The organism is Paenibacillus sp. WC2504, assembly GCF_052682475.1.
Window position 1 is genome coordinate 3,674,847 of record NZ_JBQZFH010000001.1, and the last position, 19,724, is coordinate 3,694,570.

The 19,724-nt window shown below is 45.5% G+C and carries 20 protein-coding genes and 1 riboswitch; of the genes, 19 read left to right on the forward strand and 1 reads right to left on the reverse strand.

Annotated elements, in window-relative coordinates; genetic code table 11:
• Positions 1-8 precede the first annotated feature (8 nt).
• The 15 genes from ACUN27_RS16405 to ACUN27_RS16475 all read left to right on the forward strand — a co-directional run bounded on the left by ACUN27_RS16405 (position 9) and on the right by ACUN27_RS16475 (position 15,341).
• Positions 9-767 carry an SDR family NAD(P)-dependent oxidoreductase gene (locus tag ACUN27_RS16405; protein ID WP_445559210.1) on the forward strand — a complete coding sequence of 253 codons (759 nt, stop codon included), beginning with the start codon at positions 9-11 and terminating at the stop codon, positions 765-767.
• Positions 764-1,552 carry a creatininase family protein gene (locus ACUN27_RS16410; protein WP_445559211.1) on the forward strand — a complete coding sequence of 263 codons (789 nt, stop codon included), beginning with the start codon at positions 764-766 and terminating at the stop codon, positions 1,550-1,552. Before ACUN27_RS16405 ends, ACUN27_RS16410 begins: the two co-directional genes overlap by 4 nt.
• Positions 1,549-2,685 carry a hypothetical protein gene (locus tag ACUN27_RS16415; RefSeq protein WP_445559212.1) on the forward strand — a complete coding sequence of 379 codons (1,137 nt, stop codon included), beginning with the start codon at positions 1,549-1,551 and terminating at the stop codon, positions 2,683-2,685. The genes ACUN27_RS16410 and ACUN27_RS16415 overlap by 4 nt, the downstream gene beginning before the upstream one ends.
• On the forward strand, positions 2,682-4,238 hold the full coding sequence (locus ACUN27_RS16420) for an FAD-dependent oxidoreductase (protein ID WP_315950854.1): 1,557 nt from the start codon (positions 2,682-2,684) through the stop codon (positions 4,236-4,238). Before ACUN27_RS16415 ends, ACUN27_RS16420 begins: the two co-directional genes overlap by 4 nt.
• A gap of 48 nt (positions 4,239-4,286) precedes the next feature.
• On the forward strand, positions 4,287-5,597 hold the full coding sequence (locus ACUN27_RS16425; RefSeq protein WP_445559213.1) for an ABC transporter substrate-binding protein: 1,311 nt from the start codon (positions 4,287-4,289) through the stop codon (positions 5,595-5,597).
• A gap of 30 nt (positions 5,598-5,627) precedes the next feature.
• Positions 5,628-6,506: a carbohydrate ABC transporter permease gene (locus tag ACUN27_RS16430; protein WP_315950852.1), complete on the forward strand. Its 879-nt coding sequence runs from the start codon at positions 5,628-5,630 to the stop codon at positions 6,504-6,506.
• A complete protein-coding gene (locus tag ACUN27_RS16435; protein ID WP_315950851.1) occupies positions 6,499-7,329 on the forward strand; it encodes a carbohydrate ABC transporter permease in 831 nt (276 codons plus the stop codon). Before ACUN27_RS16430 ends, ACUN27_RS16435 begins: the two co-directional genes overlap by 8 nt.
• Positions 7,330-7,384: 55 nt before the next feature.
• Positions 7,385-9,373 carry a right-handed parallel beta-helix repeat-containing protein gene (locus ACUN27_RS16440; protein ID WP_315950850.1) on the forward strand — a complete coding sequence of 663 codons (1,989 nt, stop codon included), beginning with the start codon at positions 7,385-7,387 and terminating at the stop codon, positions 9,371-9,373.
• Positions 9,374-9,410: 37 nt separating this feature from the next.
• Positions 9,411-9,511, forward strand: a riboswitch (TPP riboswitch).
• A gap of 88 nt (positions 9,512-9,599) precedes the next feature.
• On the forward strand, positions 9,600-10,271 hold the full coding sequence (gene tenA / locus ACUN27_RS16445) for a thiaminase II (protein WP_315950849.1): 672 nt from the start codon (positions 9,600-9,602) through the stop codon (positions 10,269-10,271).
• 140 nt (positions 10,272-10,411) lie between these two features.
• On the forward strand, positions 10,412-10,753 hold the full coding sequence (locus ACUN27_RS16450) for a DoxX family protein (RefSeq protein ID WP_315950848.1): 342 nt from the start codon (positions 10,412-10,414) through the stop codon (positions 10,751-10,753).
• A gap of 143 nt (positions 10,754-10,896) precedes the next feature.
• A complete protein-coding gene (locus ACUN27_RS16455; RefSeq protein ID WP_315950847.1) occupies positions 10,897-11,385 on the forward strand; it encodes a MarR family winged helix-turn-helix transcriptional regulator in 489 nt (162 codons plus the stop codon).
• A gap of 129 nt (positions 11,386-11,514) precedes the next feature.
• Positions 11,515-12,288, forward strand: a complete 774-nt coding sequence (locus ACUN27_RS16460) for a pirin family protein (RefSeq protein WP_315950845.1) — start codon at positions 11,515-11,517, stop codon at positions 12,286-12,288.
• Between the two features lie 133 nt (positions 12,289-12,421).
• Positions 12,422-13,948: a spore germination protein gene (locus tag ACUN27_RS16465; RefSeq protein ID WP_315950843.1), complete on the forward strand. Its 1,527-nt coding sequence runs from the start codon at positions 12,422-12,424 to the stop codon at positions 13,946-13,948.
• A gap of 1 nt (position 13,949) precedes the next feature.
• Positions 13,950-15,098 (forward strand): Ger(x)C family spore germination protein, encoded by a 1,149-nt coding sequence (locus tag ACUN27_RS16470; RefSeq protein WP_315950841.1) that lies wholly within the window; start codon positions 13,950-13,952, stop codon positions 15,096-15,098.
• A 12-nt stretch (positions 15,099-15,110) separates the two neighbouring features.
• The gene (locus ACUN27_RS16475; RefSeq protein ID WP_315950840.1) at positions 15,111-15,341 is read left to right on the forward strand and encodes a hypothetical protein; all 231 of its coding nucleotides are present in this window, start codon (positions 15,111-15,113) and stop codon (positions 15,339-15,341) included.
• A 3-nt stretch (positions 15,342-15,344) separates the two neighbouring features.
• On the opposite strand, the gene ACUN27_RS16480 is transcribed toward ACUN27_RS16475, so the two are convergent.
• Positions 15,345-16,445, reverse strand: coding sequence for a GerAB/ArcD/ProY family transporter (locus tag ACUN27_RS16480; protein WP_315950838.1), 1,101 nt, complete (start codon positions 16,443-16,445; stop codon positions 15,345-15,347).
• A gap of 130 nt (positions 16,446-16,575) precedes the next feature.
• Between ACUN27_RS16480 and ACUN27_RS16485 the strand changes: the two genes are divergently transcribed.
• The 4 genes from ACUN27_RS16485 to ACUN27_RS16500 all read left to right on the forward strand — a co-directional run bounded on the left by ACUN27_RS16485 (position 16,576) and on the right by ACUN27_RS16500 (position 19,701).
• Positions 16,576-17,556 (forward strand): hypothetical protein, encoded by a 981-nt coding sequence (locus tag ACUN27_RS16485; protein WP_445559214.1) that lies wholly within the window; start codon positions 16,576-16,578, stop codon positions 17,554-17,556.
• 178 nt (positions 17,557-17,734) lie between these two features.
• Complete coding sequence (locus ACUN27_RS16490) at positions 17,735-18,217, forward strand: DUF2975 domain-containing protein (protein ID WP_315950836.1); 483 nt, start codon at positions 17,735-17,737, stop codon at positions 18,215-18,217.
• A gap of 10 nt (positions 18,218-18,227) precedes the next feature.
• On the forward strand, positions 18,228-18,467 hold the full coding sequence (locus ACUN27_RS16495; protein WP_326059954.1) for a helix-turn-helix domain-containing protein: 240 nt from the start codon (positions 18,228-18,230) through the stop codon (positions 18,465-18,467).
• The gene (locus ACUN27_RS16500; RefSeq protein ID WP_445559215.1) at positions 18,457-19,701 is read left to right on the forward strand and encodes a DUF4153 domain-containing protein; all 1,245 of its coding nucleotides are present in this window, start codon (positions 18,457-18,459) and stop codon (positions 19,699-19,701) included. The genes ACUN27_RS16495 and ACUN27_RS16500 overlap by 11 nt, the downstream gene beginning before the upstream one ends.
• The last annotated feature ends 23 nt before the right edge of the window (positions 19,702-19,724 follow it).

The following is a 19,724-nucleotide window of genomic DNA, read 5'->3' on the forward strand; positions in this document are numbered from 1 at the left end:
GAACCATTGTGGCTCAGTTAAGCGGAAAAGTAATTCTAGTGACAGGCGCGCTGGGCAAATTGGGTTTGTCGGCCGTTCGGATGTTTCTGGAACGTGGCGCCAAAGTTGTAGCGACTGATCTTGCTGCGCCCGAGGATGCAAACCTAAGGTTAAACGAACCGGCCATCGCTTCTTATCTCCCAAATGACTTATTGTACATCCAATCCGATGCGCGAGATGAGAAGCAGGTCAGCATTGCGTTTGAAAGTGTTCAGAGTCGATGGGGCCGCTTGGATGGTATATACCATAATGCCTATACACAGATCTCCAAACCCGCTATGCAGCTCACTTTAGACGAATGGAATCAAGTACTTCTAGGAACTTTGACGAGTACGTTTCTAATTAATAAATATGCTCTTCCGCTCCTGATTGAATCGGGTGGAGGCGTCATTCTTAATGCATCTTCTGTCTTAAGCCATAAAGTGAAACCAACTTGTCTAGCCTATGGCGCTGCCAAAGCAGGCGTCAATCAGATGACCCGAGTCATCGCTGCTGACTACGCCCACAAAGGTGTTCGGGCTAACGCTCTGCTCCCCGGTGATATCAAGACAGAAGAGGCACTACACACATTGCCGCCCTCCTTCAAAGAAGCGGTTGCCAAAATGACACCGCTTGGGCGCTCGGGTACGCCTGATGAAGTTTCGGAATTGGCTGCCTTTTTACTATCTGATTCTGCCTCCTATATTACAGGCGCTTTACTTACCATTGACGGGGGATTTGCGCTATGAATGATCTCTTGTTTCAGCACGGAACTCGCGAAACGTTAAAGCGGCAAGCCCAGGAGGGGTATGCCGTAGTGGTTCCACTTGCCGCTACGGAGCAGCATGGGCCTCATCTGCCGGTATTTACCGACAGTTTGATTGGCGAACATATCGCTTTTGAGGCCAGCAGGAAGGCAGCCGTGTCTACGAAGCTTCTCTTGGCCCCAACGCTTGTTATTGGGTGTTCGCAGCATCATTTGGCTTTCGGGGGTACGCTATCATTCACTTCGACAACTTATTTCCTCATGCTGAAGGAAATAGGTGAAAGTCTGATAAAAGGCGGGTTCCGCAAAATCATCTTTCTGAACGCACATGGTGGTAATGAATCCATGATGCATCAGGCAGCTCAAGATCTTGCCGTACAGCATGATATTTGGACCGCCTCCTCCTCTTACTGGAGTTTGTCCAGATCAGCTCTTGCAGAGCTTGGGGCTCAGGAGATGGGGAAGGTTCCTGGGCATGCCGGAGGTTTCGAAGCTTCACTTATCGCTTCTCTCGCACCGGATCTGCTGCGGAATCAGACAACGGATCGCCTGGTGCATCCTCAGCGGGCTTGGATTAATGCCGGTCCACCTGGTTCTTTTATCGGGAAACACAACTTCTTAACAGGCGTGGATGGTTATACGGATTCTGCTCATCAAGCTGATGCAGTTAAGGGATCCATGTACTTGCAAGCCATCATTGATTCAACGGCAGAGTGGCTTGTGCAGGTCGGTAATTGGATGGATGAAGGAGTGGAATCAACCCAATGAGCGAACGGACTAAACGGACTGAGCGGAAAAAAGTGGCTGCCATCGTAACGGAATATCGGCCTGATTCCCATGCGGAAGTGATCATCGGACGCTTGTTCGGCTTGTTCGGGTATGCACCACAGATCGAAGTGGTTTCGTTATATCTGGATCAGGTGCCATCTAACGACTTGGGTACGGCGGAAGCGCAACAGCGGGGTATTCCCATTTATGGTTCCATTATGGAGGCAATAGCCGCTCCCCATGCCGGGAGTCCGATTGATGGCGTCCTCTTGATAGGCGAACATGGCGATTATCCATGGAACGAGAAGCGTCAAAAGCTGTATCCACGCCGCTACTTTTTTGAAGAAACGTTCCGCGCTCTGGATCTATTAGGGTTGAGTGTGCCTATATTTAATGATAAACATCTCGCTTATTGCATGCAGGATGCAGAGTGGATATACCATGAGCTGATGAAAAGAGGACTGCCTTTTCTGGGGGGATCCTCTATTCCGCTTGCGCCTCAAGTTCCGAGTTATCCATCAGGAAAACTAAAACAGGTGAAAGAGATCTTCGTGGTCAGTTGGCTTGGCATCGAGTCTTATGGCTTTCATGGTATGGAGGTGCTGCAGGCTGCAGCCGAACAAAGAAAAGGTGGTGAAACGGGAGTCACTTCGATCCAAACGTTGGAGGGACGATCGGTGTGGGCGGCAATGGATCGAGGAGAGGTTCCCGAGGATTTAATGATGCAGGCATTAGGCTCGCTAAGAGATGTTCCGCCAGGGCATCCGAGAGATCATGTGGACGTACCTGTATTGTTCATTATTACCTATACGGACGGTTTGAAAGGTTACGTTCTTCAGCTTCAGCGTTTTATTCGAGAGTGGGGGCTTGCTTTCCGGGAAGCGAATGGCGAGGTGACAGCTGCTCGCTGTGATAGCGGTATGGGGCGCCCTTACAAGCATTTTGATAAGCTTACTGAGCAGATTGAGCAGATGGTGTTGACTGGGCGTTCACCCGTGCGTAAGGAACGGACTTTTATTACGACAGGAATGATCAATCTGGCCATGGAATCTCTACATCTAGGGAAAAAGATAGATTCACCGCAGCTTTGTTCTATTTCCTATACACATAGAGCGGAGGAGGAATCCATATGAGTATTTTTCCAAATTTATACTATTATAAGCCCAAGCAGGATCTGCCTCGTCAACCTCATCAGATTGAGGCTGATCTTTGCATCTATGGAGGTACTCCTGCAGGTGTGGCAGCAGCTATTCAAGCAAGCCGCATGGGTCTTAAAGCGGTGATTGCCGAATTCAGCCAGCATATAGGCGGAATGACTTCAAGCGGCCTCGGACGCACGGATGTCGGGGATATGGGAGCTATTGGCGGGATTTCCAGTGAATTTTATCAAGCATTGGGAAAGCACTACGGCAGCGATGAGCCGGATGGAAGAACTTGGGCTTTAGAGCCCCATGTGGCGGAGCGGATCTTCACGGAATGGTTGCAGCAAGCTGAAATACCGGTGTATTTTGAGCAGCATTTAGATTCGGTAGAGCTTCTATCAGGGCGCATCACGCAAATTAGAATGGAAGACGGCAACATATATACAGCACCTATGTTTATAGATGCATCGTATGAGGGGGATTTGCTCGCACGAGCCGGCGTTTCCTATCATGTAGGCAGAGAATCCAATACGGTGTACAAAGAGATTTTGAACGGGATCCATTTTGGTCATCCCAAACATAACTTTACAGCCTGGGTAGACCCGTATGTGATCGAAGGGAAGATAGACAGCGGGCTGCTGCCGGGCATATCTGATGCGCAGCCAGGCGTGCAAGGTCAGGGCGATGATTCGGTGCAGGCCTACAATTTCCGAATCTGCTTGAGCAGCAACCCGGATAATCAAATTCCTTACCCTGAACCGCCGAACTACAACCGCGACGAATTCGCCTTACTCGCGAGATATATTCGCAGTGGCGTTTGGGATGCTTTGAAGCTGAACAAGGTGATGCCGGGCAGCAAAAGCGACTTGAATAATTGGGGGGCTGTCTCGACCGATTATATTGGGCGTAACTATGCTTGGCCGGAAGCGAGCTATGCGGTTCGTGAACAGCTCTTCCAACAGCATCTTCACTATAATATGGGAATGCTTTATTTTCTGGCGAATGATGACACGCTTCCGGCAGCCATTCGAGCGCAGGTTCGAACGTGGGGGCTTCCGGCTGACGAGTTTACCACTACGGGTGGATGGCCGCATCAGCTCTATATTCGAGAAGCGAGGCGCATGATATCGGACGTTGTGATGACCGAGCATCATTGCCGGCATTTTAAAGTTGAGGAGGATTCCGTCGGATTAGCCGCCTACACCATGGACTCGCACAACTGCCGGCGATTGGTTCTGGACGGTCGGTGCATCAATGAAGGCAATGTTGAAATCAGTCCTAATGGGCCTTACCCGATTTCGTATCGAGCGATAATTCCAAAAGGGGAGGAATGTACCAATCTCGTTGTACCCGTGTGCTTGTCTTCCTCGCATATCGCGTATGGGTCCATTCGAATGGAGCCTGTGTTTATGATTCTTGGCCAATCTGCAGCTACGGCAGCCGCAATAGCGCTGCAGCACCAGTGCGCATTGCAAGACCTGGATTACGGACTGCTGCGTAAACAATTGCTGCTAGACGGTCAAATCCTTCATGCGAATTCATAAAGACATGTGTCAATGATTCGAAATTGTTCTTAATGGGAGGTCACACTCATGAGCAAAAAGACAACCGTTATTGGATTTATGGTAGCTCTATCTCTCCTCACAGCCTGTTCAACCGGTAAACCTGCGGCTACTGTACCTAGCGATTCAGGAGGAACGGCAACAGCAGCCCCTTTGAAAGATGTCACACTGAAAATCGGCTTACCCGGCGGTTATGACATCACCAGCCAGAAGATCATCACGAATTTTCAAGCGAAGTACCCGAATATTAAGCTGGAAATCGAGGAGACGCCATGGGCGGATTTTGTCACGAAAATCGTCACTCGTATCGCGGGGAATAATCCCCCTGATCTTTGGCTGCAAGAAAATGCGGTGGTTCTCGGATACGGGAAACGCGGGGTAGCGGAGAACCTGGCACCATACATCAAGCGCGATCTGAAAACCGACGACTATGTGAGTGCACTGACATCCGCTAAATTAGATGACAAAATTTACGGGATTCCACATGGCATCAACCCAGGAGCGCTAGCCTACAATAAACAAATTTTTAAAGAGAATAACATTCCTTTTCCGACGGACGACTGGACGTATAACGACATGATTGAATCGGCCAAAAAGCTGACGAAAGATACGAACGGGGATGGAAAACCGGATATTTATGGCTTTCAGGCAGGCAGCAATATTACGTTAGGATGGCTGCCCTGGATGAGGGCTTATGGCGGTTCCTCGCTTGATTTGACATTAACGAAAGCCACGTTCACAGATCCCAAGTCGATTCAAGGACTGACGGCATGGGCTGATACCATCAACAAGCTGAAGATTAGCCCTACGCGAGAAGCGGCATCCACCGGCAAGTTTTTCGAGAACGGGAAAGTGGCCATGACTTTTTTCCAATACGCCACACAAGTCTCTCTTAATAAAAATAAGCCGGACCTTGATTGGGACACCGTCAAAATGCCGATCGGCATGGATGGCAAACGCTTCGTTCCAATGGTTGTGAACCAATGGATTGTTTATTCCAAATCGAAACCCGAAGTGAAAGAAGCTGCCTGGACATTCCTCAAGTACTATTTGAGCGATGAGGGTCAAGGCTTGCTTTCTGAAAGCGGCACAAGCTTGCCCGTGAAGAAAACAGCACTGGCCGAGCTTGAGAAGTCCACGACGAAACCGGTTAACAAGAAGGCTTATACGAAAGGGATTGAAGAAGCGGGGGGCACCCTGGATGAGAACGCATCCTGGAACGAATGGCGCGCAGCAGCCGGTCCAATCCTGAACGATATCATGGATGGCAAGCGAACTGCGGAAGATGGCGCCAAAGAAATTCAGCAGAAAGTCCAAGGCGTACTCGACGAAAACAAATAAACCGGATTGGACTTGAAAAGAGGTGCTCCGATGCGCAAACAAGGCTGGTGGGGCTTCGTCTTCACCGTACCTTTTGTCCTGCAACTGCTGATATTCTTCTTGTTTCCCTTCGTATTTTCACTCTATTTAACGTTTACGAAGTGGGACCTATTCAACCCGCCGCAATGGATCGGACTGCGTAATTGGAGCCAATTCCTGCACCAGCAAGTTTTCTGGCTTTCGATGCGCAACGTCGGTTATTTTGCCATATTGTTCGTTCCGCTTCAGACATTCACTGCGCTCATTCTTGCCTATCTGCTCAATCAGCAGATCCGTGGCAAATCCTTGTTCCGGATGATTTACTTTCTCCCTGTGATCACGCCATGGGTTGCAGGGGGCATGATCTGGCTGTGGATTTACAACAATGAATACGGCCTGCTGAACTGGATTCTGCACACGCTCGGACTCCAACCTGTCGATTGGATACGCAGTGGGAAATGGTGGTTAGTCATTGGTTCTATTGCACTTGTTAACATCTGGAAGGGTGCCGGGTATTCCATGGTTCTCATTTTGGCCGGCATGCAGAATATCTCCGAAGAAATGCTGGAAGCGGCGCGGATGGATGGGGCGACGGGTTGGACGCTTTTTACCAAAATAACGATGCCGATCGTGTCCCCCATGGTGTATATGGTCATGATCCTTTCAACGATCTCTGCTTTCCATGCCTTTGATGTGTTTCTAGTCATGCTGGGTGATGTTATTTCTGTCGCCGACCGGAATATGGTGCCTAACATCTTGATCTACCGCGATTCCTTCCTGAATTTCAAAATGGGCAGCGCATCCGCAATGGCATGGGGACTGTTCCTCGTTATTCTAGCCATCACCATTGTACAGAAGGTAACGGAAAAGAGGTGGGTGCATTATGAATAATTCCTACACCAGCTTGAAAGTTACCGCTTATGCGATATTAGGTCTCGGGTCTGTTCTTATGCTTGTGCCTTTTCTATACATGCTCTCGACTTCATTAACAGCAGCTGGCTCGGAACTAACCTTGCCGCCCAAACTGATCCCGGACCCGTTCGTCTGGAAAAATTACCGTCAGGTATGGATTGAGGTCAACTTTCTGCAGTACACGATGAACAGCATCTTTGTCACGATCATGGATTTAATCGGCACCGTAGCTTCCTGTGCAATCGTAGCTTATGGGTTGGCGTTTTTCCAATTTCGCGGCAGGAACCTGATATTTTTGGCGATGCTTGGCACAATGATGCTGCCATCCCAAATTACGATGATTCCAACGTATTTTATCTGGAAATCCGTCGGTGCGCTCGATACGTATTATCCGCTCATTCTGAGGAGCTTCCTCGGCGGGGCTTTTGGCATCTTTCTGCTGCACCAATTTTACAAAACACTCCCGAAGGAACTGTATGATGCGGCTTGGGTGGATGGAGCGAACCCTTGGAAAATTTTCTATAAGATCTATCTTCCTTTAGCGAAACCTGCCTTGTCTGCACTAGCTGTATTCACCTTCATCAGCGCTTGGAATAACACATTAGAACCGCTTATTTACTTGCAAAATAAACAAATGTTTACCCTGCCTCTTGGGCTGTTGTTTCTGAAAAACGAAGTTCAAAACCGGATGACCCTGATCATGGCTGGTGCTGTCATCACCATTGTCCCCGTCCTTGTCGTGTTTTTATTTGCTCAAAAATACTTCGTCCAAGGAATCGCTTCAACTGGATTGAAAGGCTGACTTTACGGAACTCCAACAAATGGCCCGAATCGGGAAAAGGAGAGTGACTACAGCTATGTCTAAACAATCTAACCAATTACATGAAATGGAAGAAGCGGCTGCTCCAGTGGACGCAAAGGAAGCAGGGGAGAAGGAAGGATATAAGGAGCCATTATTTAGCCGCAGGAAATTGCTGACCACGCTAGGGTTAGGAGGAATTGCCGCTGTCTCCAGCGGATTATGGCAGATAGCAGGCGGGTCTACCGCTTTTGCCAGCGATCAATCCGTTACAAGTTCCGTATATGGCGTGGCGATTAAGAAACGTAAAACCGAGATGCTTGAGATTCTGGACATGAAATTCTGCGTCGCAGTTAAGTTGGAGGACCTGAGGGTCGAACTCGAGCCCGATCCTGCGCTCGCTTATTATGTAACGAACGAGATGCAGGAGGGCTTCTTCCGTTATGACCCGAACGACACTACATCCGTAGATAATACGGGAACCGTACTTGTGTCCTCTAACGGCAAGCGGTTCAAGCGGATCTACGGGGATACGCTGATTGCTTCTTGGTTCGGCACCAAAGGAGACGGCGTCACGAACGATACGCTGGCGTTACAGACAGCGTTAAATACCGCGTCAGGTCACAAATTGTTTATTCCCAAGCAGCGGACTGGCTTTTATTTAACAGGCCAATTGTTCATTCCGGGTCAAATTGCGATTGAATTCGAGCCGGGGACCGTCATACAAGCGGTAGATACACTGAGCAAAGTAGGGCCTGTCTATGAACGATTGATCCGCATCAAAACCGTTAAAGACGTGTATATCAACGGAAACGGCTCCACGTTACGTATGAACAAGGCGGCGTACACGACAGGCGAACAAGCCCATATTTTCGATATTAGCGGTTCGGAGAATATTATCCTTGAGAATATCAACGCAAATGACAGCGGCGGAGATGGATTTTATATCGGATATTTCGAATCGACGGTAGGTTTCTGCCGGAATATCGTGCTTCGCAATTGCCGCGCGGATAATAACCGAAGACAAGGACTCTCCGTGATCTCTGTAGATGGCCTCACCGTGGAGAACTGTCGCTTCTCCAATACGAAAGGAACAGCCCCGCAAAGTGGAGTCGATATTGAACCGAACGGCCAACTTGATTTGTTGAAAAATATTCGGTTCATCCAATGTGTGGCAGATGGGAATACAGGCCGGGGCTTCCTCGTCACTTTGCTGAAACCAACGGCTACCAGTGAGCCTATCGATATCGTTTTTGATAAATGCAAAACGAAAGGGAATTCGTTTGGTTTCTCCATGAATTATGGTGGAGATGGCACGAAAGCCGTGCAAGGCGAGATCAAACTGATTGATTGTATCGCGGAAAGTGAGCAATACGCCGGATTCTCGGACTTATCTTTCTCAGCCGACGGCGCGAAGCGCTCCTATATTCGGTGCCGGGCGATAAACTGTAACACAGTAAACCAGCCGGAAGACCCTTATGGTTACGGCTCCTCGTTCATCCTCACAACGGTGCCGTCGCAGGTAAGGACCTCTATCGGAAATGCGGTTTATACGGAGTGCGAATCCGTTGATACGCGTCAGGTTCCGCTGATAAAGCGAGGATTCTCGTTAAAGAAAAACAACGCAGAATTGCTGCGGAACGTCTCCTATTTGGGCTGTTCAGTCAAAGGTGGAGGCCAAAAGCTATATGCAATAGACCCCTCAGCCGAGGATATCTATGCCGTCAAACAACCGCTGCTTATTCATGCTTATCCCGCATCCGGATCCGTCACTTTCGATTACATAGGCTTCAAAATCACCAACGCCGGCGCATCCGCTGAGGTCACCCTGCTATTGCCAACAGCTAAAGCCAGTGTTTCGTATACTTTTTTTGTGGAAGCAGCATATCGGCTTAATTTGCAAACACAGCCTGGGAAGACAATTCTGACACCTAATGGAGGAAAGACCCTGATTGGAACCAACCTGCAGGGTAACTCTATTGTGCTGGTGGGCCGTTCAGATGGGCAGTGGGAGATTTCAAGCATGGTAGGGGATTGGCTGCAATAGCAGATTGTGGTAAGATTTGACTAGACAATTGAATCGTATTGAACACTAGGGGTGCTGTCATAGCTGAGAAAGACGTTGGTCTTAACCCTTACACCTGATCTAGGTAATGCTAGCGAAGGGAAGTGGTTGTTTGTCGTATGGGTACCTGTCATAACGCGGCCGCTTTCTATTAGAAAGCGGTTTTTTTGTTTTGACTACTAGAATTATTAAAAAAGGGGATAAGACAATGACTTTTTCTGAACGTTTATATGAGCGACTGCAACCGATATGGCGGAGGAACCACGCCCATCCGTTTGTTCAGGGAATGGGAGACGGTACGCTAGATCTGGAAAAGTTTCGCTTTTATATGATTCAAGACTATGTGTATTTAAAAGATTATGCCAAACTGTTCGCATTAGGAGCGGTCAAATCGGATGATTTGGCGGTTATGGGAAAATTTGCTGCTTTGCTGGACTCCACATTGAATGAAGAAATGTCCCTTCACAGAGCATATGCTGCTCGATTCGGCATCACAGTAGAGGAGTTGGAACAAGCCAAACCTTCCCCAGTTACGTTGGCTTACACGCATTATATGCTGCATACGGCGCAAAACGGATCGTTAGCCGAGCTAACTGCGGCACTTCTTCCTTGCATGTGGAGTTATTCCGAAATTGGCAAGGAACTAAGCCGATTGCCCGGAGTAAGCGAACATTCCTATTATGGGGATTGGATAAAAATGTACAGCTCGGAAGAGTTCGGAGCGTTAGCGCAGTGGTGCATCGGGCTGCTCGATCGGCTTGCCGAAGGAAAGCCGGAATCCGAGCTTATTCGGCTGGAAGAGATTTTTCTGAACACGACGCGATATGAATATCTGTTCTGGGAGATGGCTTACCGGATGGAAAGCTGGCCAGATGAATAGCTAGGAACAGGAATGAAACAAGGAGATTGCCGAGCGGCAGCTCCTTTTTTTTGTTCAGTTCTAAAATTATATCTTGACTAATATATATCCTAATAATAGAATAACTAACGTTATACTAAATATTAATAGGGGTGATTCACATGCATATTTTGTCCATCGTGCTTCAAATTATTTTAGGGATCGGGTTTCTGCTGTTTGGTTTCATGAAGTTTGGCAGCAAACAAATGGTAGACGAATTCAAGCGCTATCGGTTATCGCCGGGAATGAGGATTTTTACTGGTTTAGTAGAAGTACTGTCAGCCGCTATCATTATTATCGGCATTTGGGTTAGTCCATATGCCTTAATCGGTGCTATTCTTATGGCAATTACCATGTTTGTTGCGGCTCTGGTCCACTTGGTTCGCGTGAAAGATCCAGTTGCTAAAGCCATGATGCCCATCCTTCTTTTCATACTTGCTGTTATTGTCATTATTTTGAACTGAAGCAAGCTATTCATATGAACACATGTCTACGCAATTTTCTTACGAATTATGCTGAAGCAGAAGACCTTCGATTTTTTCTAATTGAATTTCCTACAGAAGTCGAATATCCTTGTGTATAAGAACGCAAATAAGGTGGTTGGCGTATGACTGAACGTGATAAAGAGGGTATAGAGCTTGATTTAAGACTTATACGTGTCATAAGAAACATGGTAAAAGAATTGTTTGGGAGCATGGAACGGAGCATTGATAGCTTTGACCTCAGTATCGAAACGTTCCAAATCCTTGAGTTTCTATACAATAAAGGTCCGCATCCCATACAGAAAATTAGCGACACTTTCTCGATACCAAGCGGGAGTATCACCTATGTGGTGGATAAGCTTGAGAAAAAAGGATTCGTGGAACGCCTTCCTATTCCAGGTGATCGCCGCAAGGTGAATGTGGCATTGACCGGAGAAGGTCGAAGCTATTTTGATAACATTTTTCCGACACATGTACAAGCAATCTCCGACGATTTGTCGTTTGTGACGGATGAAGAGAAGCTCGAACTCATTGTCCTCCTTAAGAAAATTGGATACGGCATTAAGAATCGTCAAAGTGATGCAAACGGACATGAAGATGATAAGAAGTCATAACCTTTGGTATGGCGCAAAAAAAGACCCTCTAACTGAAGAAATGAGGGTCATTTTTATCGATGAAAAATATCCTATTATTATAATATATATATAATACATTTATATCTGGTATAGATGGGAGATATGAAAATGAACATACAAGTTCTAAGCCCAGAGTTTCAAGGGAAAGAATCATTTGACGGAGGAAGAATTTATGCGCAGAAACCGCTAGGATTTTCAGGCCAAGGAGCTGCTACCGTGCGGCTCGGACCTCTTTTCTATTGGTCATGGGGGCATGCGGTTAAGGAAGGCGGCATTGGCTTTCATCCTCATCAGGGCTTTGAAATTCTAACTTACGGCATCAGCGGAAAAGGAACTCACCGTGATACGCTTGGCACAGAGAGTACACTTGCAGCAGGCGACGTTCAGTTGATGCAAACCGGATCGGGCATGCATCACGCTGAGACCGTCAATGCGGGATACGAAGGTTTTCAAATCTGGTTGGAACCATATTTGCAAGATGCGTTAAATCGCGAACCGGTGTACACCTTTTTCCATGACGATGAATTTCCTCGTAATACCCAGGATGGCGTCAACGTGAAAACGGTTGTCGGGGAAGGTTCTCCGATCCAAAAGCTTGTAACCGACGTTAACATGTACGATATCGAAATTGAAGCAGGGGCAACGTACGTTCATCGGTTATTGCCAAACCGTACGTTCGCAGCTTTAGCGTTTCGCGGCCAGTCTGGTATCCTATGGACGACTGAGGAGAATCGCGTTTCTTTTACAAACAAAGACTTTGCCATTGTACAAGCCGAAGAAGAAGTAGAAGTGAAGGTTCACGCTGAGGGTGAGAAGCTTCGGATGTTTATCGTCGAGATTCCGACGAAAGTCGAATATCCTTTGTATAATAAAGCAAGATAAGAATAGAGGACGGGGTAACAGCGATGTTACTTCGTCTTTTTTTGCACTTCCTGCCGCTCCATAAGCACTTTCCGTATAGGTTTCGCTCGATTCGGCATAATAGCAATGATTGTGCTCATTAGGAGGATCTTGCATGGGTTGGTTAAAAATAGGTAAATTCCGTTCACATAAATATCCTCCTGGTACGAAAAATTCCCTTCTGGAGGAAGACAGTCCTACTCCATTCACAGCGGATATTGAGCAAAACGAAAAGTTGCTGCAAGAAACGTTTGAGGATTGCTCCGACTTGGCTTATCGGAGGATAGATGTTAACCAGAATGTGCATTGGCTCATTGTTTATATAGAGAATTTGATTGATAAAACAACACTTGAAGAGAATGTTATTAAGCCATTGTTAATGAGTGTAACAAGTGATACATATCCGAAGGAATTCGGAGATTTGAAGAGCGAAATGATCTCCATCGGTACTGCGATTCGCACGACAAAAGTGTCTGAAGCTGTCACGAACATCTTAGAGGGTCACGCGGCTATTCTTGCGACGGGCAGCAGCGTCGTGACGACAGTTTCAATTCCCGGCACGTCCAAGAGAAGTATTGATGAAGCCTCATCCGAGCCCGTTATACGCGGTCCAAGGGATGGGTTTATTGAGCATATTTCAACCAACATCAGCCTGATCCGTGCCAGACTCAAAACTTCAAAGTTAAAAATGGAGTATATCACCCTTGGCGAGCTTTCCAAGACGCGAATAGCCATTACGTACTTGAAAGGGATTGCCTCCGAAACCGTTGTTGACGAAGTAAAAGCAAGATTGAAGCCAATCAAGCTGGAGGGTGTCCTTGACTCGGGGAATATAGAAGAATTTATTGAGGATCAACCGTATTCACCATTTCCCCAAGTTCACAGCACAGAACGCCCGGATGTGGTGGTTGCTGAATTACTTGAAGGGAAAGTGGCCATTCTTGTCGATACCACGCCTTTTGCTATTGTGGTACCGATGACATTCTGGACAGGTCTCCAGGCAAGCGAAGATTATTATATCCGTTGGCCAATCGCTACTTTTGTTCGTTGGATTCGCTTCCTCTTTATCATTTTTGCCATATTTGCACCGCCCATGTACGTAGCTATTACAACTTTCCACCAGGAGATGATCCCTACTAATCTTGTGCTGAGTATTGCCTCCTCAAGGGATGCTGTTCCTTTTCCTGCGATGATTGAGGCATTATTAATTGAAGTTATTTTTGAAGCCCTAAGAGAAGCAGGCATTCGTCTGCCTAAACAGATTGGCCAAGCCATAAGCATTGTCGGAGGTCTGGTCATTGGTCAGGCAGCCGTTCAAGCCGGATTTATCTCTGCGCCGGTTGTTATTATCGTGTCTATTACCGGTATCTCAGCCTTTACGATCCCGCGATACAGTTTCGCAAACGGGATTCGATTACTCCGTTTTCCAATGTTATTCCTAGCGGGGATCCTAGGCCTCTATGGCATTGTACTAGGGTTGCTAGCCATTATGCTGCACGTAACCAACCTTCGTTCATTCGGAAGTCTGTATTTTTCGCCAGTTGCTCCGCTTAAGCTTACGGCTTTGAAAGATGTCCTGATACGGATTCCGATTTGGGCTAAATTCCGCCCTTCCTTAAGACCGAATCAAGAGGGGGAATGAGATGAGCATACTCAAATATATAATTCTTCTTGTATTCTTCTTCATTAGCGGGTGCTGGGACCGTACGGAAATGAATGATATTGCTTTTGTTACGGCTACTGCACTAGACCTTGCGGATAATGGAAACATCATGTGTTATCTGCAAATCGCTGCGCCTACAACTTCCAAAGGCGCAGTTAGCGGTGGGGGGAGCAGTAATAATCAAAATTCATATGTCATATTTGCTGAAGGAAAAACGGGTAACGAGGTTCATCAAAAACTGCAGAAGAAGAGCGCTCATAGCTTGTTTTACTCTCACCGCAGCGTAGTATTTATTAGTGAACGTTTAGCTAGACATGGAACGGAAGATTTATTGGATATCTTTACACATGATCCCAGGAATCGTTTGAAGGCTTATATTATGGTAGTTAAAGACGGCGATGGGAAAAGCGAGCGGAAGATGGCGTCTCTTTTAAAAGAAATACCAAGTGAAGTAGCCAAAGAATTGCAACTTTCGGGAGATGATGTCGCCGTCACTTTACGAGATTTTTTTATTTCAACCGATAGTGAAGGGGTTCACCCCGTAGTAGGGTTAATTGAGCCTGAGATCGACTCCAATCAAGCACAAAGGCAAATTTATAGGGTTGCTGGCGCCGGCGTATTTAAAGATTACAAATTATCCGGTTTATTAGATGTCAATGAAACTTTAGCGTTTATGTGGGTGACCGACAAGCTGAAGTACGGCAGAATCACGGCAAATGTCCCGCAAAGCTCCGGGGAAGTCGGGATGATGTTAATCCATACCAAAGGTAAAATTGTTACGCACACTACAAAAGATTCCGTACAATTCAAAATTAAACTTGAAGGTCAAGGAAGTTTGGTTGAGAATACTTCAGATTTGGATATTACGGATCCGGACAATCTGAAACGAATTAAAAAGGCGCTGGAAGATGCGGCCAAAAAGCAAGTTCAAGATTTTCTGTCTAAAATCCAAAAGAAATATCAAGTTGACAGCGTGGGCTTCGGCCAAGAAGTTTATAAAAATAGCCCTGATCAGTGGGAGGCTTTGAAAGATCAATGGGATACGCAATTTCCAGAGGCGGAGATATCCATCGAAGTTCATATAACGCTAAATGGAGCGGGAATGGTACATTCTTCCTTCTATGAATAGGAGATTTAGAAAATGATCTTACAAATCGTAACTCTTATTATTGTAATGCTGGGTTGGACGTTGTATAAAGTTCGAATGTTTCTTAAGAAAAACCAGCCTGTAACGGCTGGTTTATATGGTTGCTTGATGGGAATATGTACGATTCTCGGCTCGTTATTGGCAGCCCATGTTGATATTCCAAGCACAACAGCACCTTTGAATACGATTTTTCAGCCGATTGGCAAGCTTATTCTAAACCGTTGAAGGCTAATGAACGGACTTCTTCCAGCGCCTTTTTGTGGAATCAATCAAGAGTAAGCCTAGCGGTAATACTAGATGTGTTAATAAGGCATAGCTAGGGTATGTATAATTCAAATAACTTGACAAATCGGTTGAATAATTGACAAAAATTGAAATCGAACCAAGCACGGACAAAATCGTTATTGGGATGACTAAGTCCTTATACCGTTTAATGTTAAAAAGATGCCCTAAACTTAAACAGATGATAAAAAAAGTTAGAGATATTTTGATAAAGCATCCCATAACCCAAATAGCTACCGCTAATGCCTCTAAACGTTCAAAGCTTCCTTTCAAACCAACATACTGAATCACGCTAAGCACGGGAAACGTCAATTTTTTCGTTAAAGGCCCAAAGACCATAATGAGCGGTATAATCGTAATCGCGAGAAGGCCTGAGATGGTAAACAATGAAATGAACGAAGCTTTGGTTGCTTTATTCGGTTGATTCATAAATGGGATAAGCCATCCCAATATAAAAAATTGACTTAAGTAAGCAGCAGGAAAAATGGACCCTTGAAGAACTGGTACGATGCCTTTGCTTAGAATTGGACGAAGCCTCTCCGGATCTGCCTCTGTAAGCATGAGGATCAAGAGGGGAATCAACAAAACAAGAATGAGCAAAGAGAGAGATTCATTCACTCTTGCGATAGCTTCGATCCCCATATAGACGGCAATCCCGCATAAAATGGCCAATGTTAAACTAATAACGATAGAAGGCGTTCTCATGAGCAAAACCGTGTTGATAAACTGTACATGTTGATTCAGGATAACGAAATCAAAATTGATCCAGGAATAAATATAATAGCAGCCCAAACATTTCCCAGGCCATTTCCCAATGATTTGACAGCTGTACTGAATAATCGACTGACCTGGATAACGTTTCGATAAGGTTGTCATCACCATAATCGTTAATGCTCCGATCAAAAACGCAGGAAGAATCGTTATCCAAGCATCTTGTTTTGATATCGTCGACATCAAGCCTGGTATGACAAGAATGACAGTAGGCGCTACAAATGAAAAAATTAATAAACATATTTGAGTTCCTGTTATTTTTTCGGCGGACTCCATAGATGTACTCCTTGAAAATCAGATCCTTCCAGTATTCCCTTCTTTCCTACAATAAATAAGTGAACAAAAGCCATTAGTGGGGTATAATTTTCTATAAAATGGCATGTTTATTGTGAAAAGGGGATGAATCATGAGTTCAGCGGGAAGCCAACATACGGTGCGGCAACCAAGCACGTCTAGTCCTACTAACAAATCCATGGACGCTGCAACAACTTCCGATCAAGCAAGTTATGACACAACATCTATCGCAAGCTTATCGCAAATGATGCTGCTTCAACGCACGATTGGCAATCAAGCTGTGGCTAATATGGTTCAAAGGCGAATCACGCCGCAAACGGCTCAAGGGACGGTCATTCAGCGATCGCTTGATGATGAGACCAAAGTCACCTGGACGCATATTAAGCTCAGTGCTTTATGGACGAAAATGAGGGATCGAAGCGAAGGGAAAGATGGCATGCCGAACTACGGGGGCAATATAAGGGATGCTATGGCAGATTATGTGAACACTGTACATACCGAGAGGGAGCTGGCAGAAATCATTGTCAATCGGGAGCCGTTCAAAGCTATCTTCCTGAACCCCAGAAAAAATCAGCAGGATGATGCCATTGCCGACCCTGGAGGAAACATAGACCAAGCAATTCAAGCGGTATTAGCAGCGTGTATTTTCTACCACGCAACGTTTGAGGAGAATGTAGCGGATATTCTTGCCGGAGGCATAAAAGCGAGTAAGGGCGGGAAAGGTTCAGGGATTAGCACACATGGTCGTGATAACGCTGCAGCTAACGCCACTTACAATAAGTGGAGTAAAGGTCATTCCTTTATTACGAAAAGCAGAGCCGAAGCCAATGGTTACAAAGAAAAAATGGCGCTGAAGAAACCGGCGAAAATTATTCATATTTTATCATTGCCGGCTTTTATCGACGATAGCTCCATGAAAGTGGATATTGATAGCAAAGCGGGACTGAAGTATGAAGGAGATCTCGACATGATTGGGGACGGCGCAAAGTTGAATGATAGAGCTCTCAAAGTCATCCATATGGGACTTAAACAAATGAATCGAACGGCACTGGATGCCAAAATTTTGGAAGTATATACAGCTAACTATGGCTGATTGTGAGTATAGAGGACGAAAGAGCATTTCCTTGACACGAGGAGTGCTCTTTTTCTGTTTATGACGATGAGAATTCAACTTAAGAATAAAAATATAGCTATAATCGGTAATTATTTATTGAAAAACGATAAATACTATGTTAAATTTAAATCGAAAATTAAGAAGTGAGGTGCATGTAATGAAACGAGGCTCAACCCTATTTTTAAAAGTTGTCTTAATTCTAATTGGAATTCCAGTGCTGGCATTGTGCATTTATTTGGTGCCAAAGATAGCGAACTATGCCGTAGAATTGTATCCGGATCATGGTTATTTGGATGCTCTGGTTATGATGGATTTGTATGCCACAGCGATACCTTTTTACTTGGCACTGTATCAAGCGTTTAAACTTTTGGGCTACATTGACAAGGGTACGGCTTTCTCAGAATTGTCTGTGCGAGCTCTTAAGATCATCAAATACTGTGCAATGACATTCAGTGGTTTGTATGTGATTGGGTTGCCGATTTTTTATCTCATTGCGGAGAAAGACGACGCGCCCGGCATCATTGTGATCGGGTTGGTTTTGATAGGTGCTTCCTTCGTCATTGCCGTATTCGCAGCAGTTCTCCAGAAGCTTTTGAAAGAAGCTATTGATATAAAATCTGAAAATGATTTGACGGTCTGAGGTGAACCCTATGGCAATTATTATTAATATTGATGTGATGTTGGCTAAACGAAAGATGAGCGTAACCGAACTGACGGAGCGGGTTGGCATCACCATGGCGAATCTCTCCATTCTGAAGAATGGGAAGGCCAAGGCGATTCGATTCTCAACATTAGAAGCGATTTGCAAAGCTTTGGACTGTCAGCCTGGCGACATTTTAGAATATCAAAGCGGCGGCGATACGGAAGGGGAGGACGAACATGGAGATTAGCAATTTGATTATTAAAAATTTGGCTAACCCTCATGAATTGGAGCGCCTGTATCGAAAAGATCCTGAAACTTTCAGAAAGTCTTTCACACAGGCTTGGGAACTAAACCCGGGTTCGCAAGTTCTCGCAATATGGTTCGAAAGACTGAATTTCAAGGAGTCGGCGAATACAGAGAAGTCATCCTTGTTCCAAAAGGATTTCATTTCCATGGGCATTTTAGCCCTTCTGGCCGGGTTCGTCAGCAGGTTCATTTTCCAGTTTGCTGAACAGCACGCCATAGCTCACTTGAACCTTGTTTTTGGCATACTGCCTTTTGTAGCTGCCTATTTCGTGTACAATAATTTTCCTAGAAAAAATATTCTGTATATCCTCATTGCATTATTTATTATCTCAGGCATTTATCTGAATACACTGCCCCTCGAACAAAATGACAGTATTGTCCTAGCTTATATCCACCTTCCCATTTTTTTATGGGTATTAGTAGGGCTTGCGTTTACAGGAAATGACTATCGCAAAGGCTTTGCAAGATTAGCTTATCTTAAGTTTAATGGGGAATTCGGCATTCTCTACGCCATTATGGCCATCAGTGGGGGGCTGCTAACCGCATTAACCATGCAGTTATTTCGATTTGTAGGCATGGATATAGCGGAATTTTATTTTAAAAACGTTGTATTATTCGGTGCTGCCGCTCTCGCCATCGTAGCTGCGTATCTGGTGTCAAGAAACCTTAAGCTTGCTAAGAATATTGCTCCCTATATCGCCAAAATCTTTAGCCCTCTTGTATTGGTCACCTTGGTAGCCTATCTCGTAACGGTGATTTCCGTGGGGAAAAATCCATTCATGGATCGCGATTTTCTCCTTTCCTTTAACGGTATACTCCTTGCTGTATTAGCCGTCACCATTTTTTCCATTACGGAGAGTGGCATGGACGAGAAAAAGAACATTTCGGATTACCTGAATTTTGCGTTAATTATCCTCGCGTTGATCATAGACAGTGTGGCTTTATCAGCTATTGTGTTCAGGCTGTCTTCGTATGGGATAACGCCCAACAGGATTGCTGTTCTTGGCTTAAATCTCCTTGTCTGGGCTAATCTAATATGGATTATGATCGCTTATATGCGTTTTCTGCAAAATAAGGCAGGGCTTTCAAGCATCCAGGACGCGGTTACTAAGTATATGCCGATTTATGGACTGTGGGCTGCTATCGTTACCTTTATGTTTCCTTTGATTTTTTAGTGTGAAGATTATTAAAAGAGTGA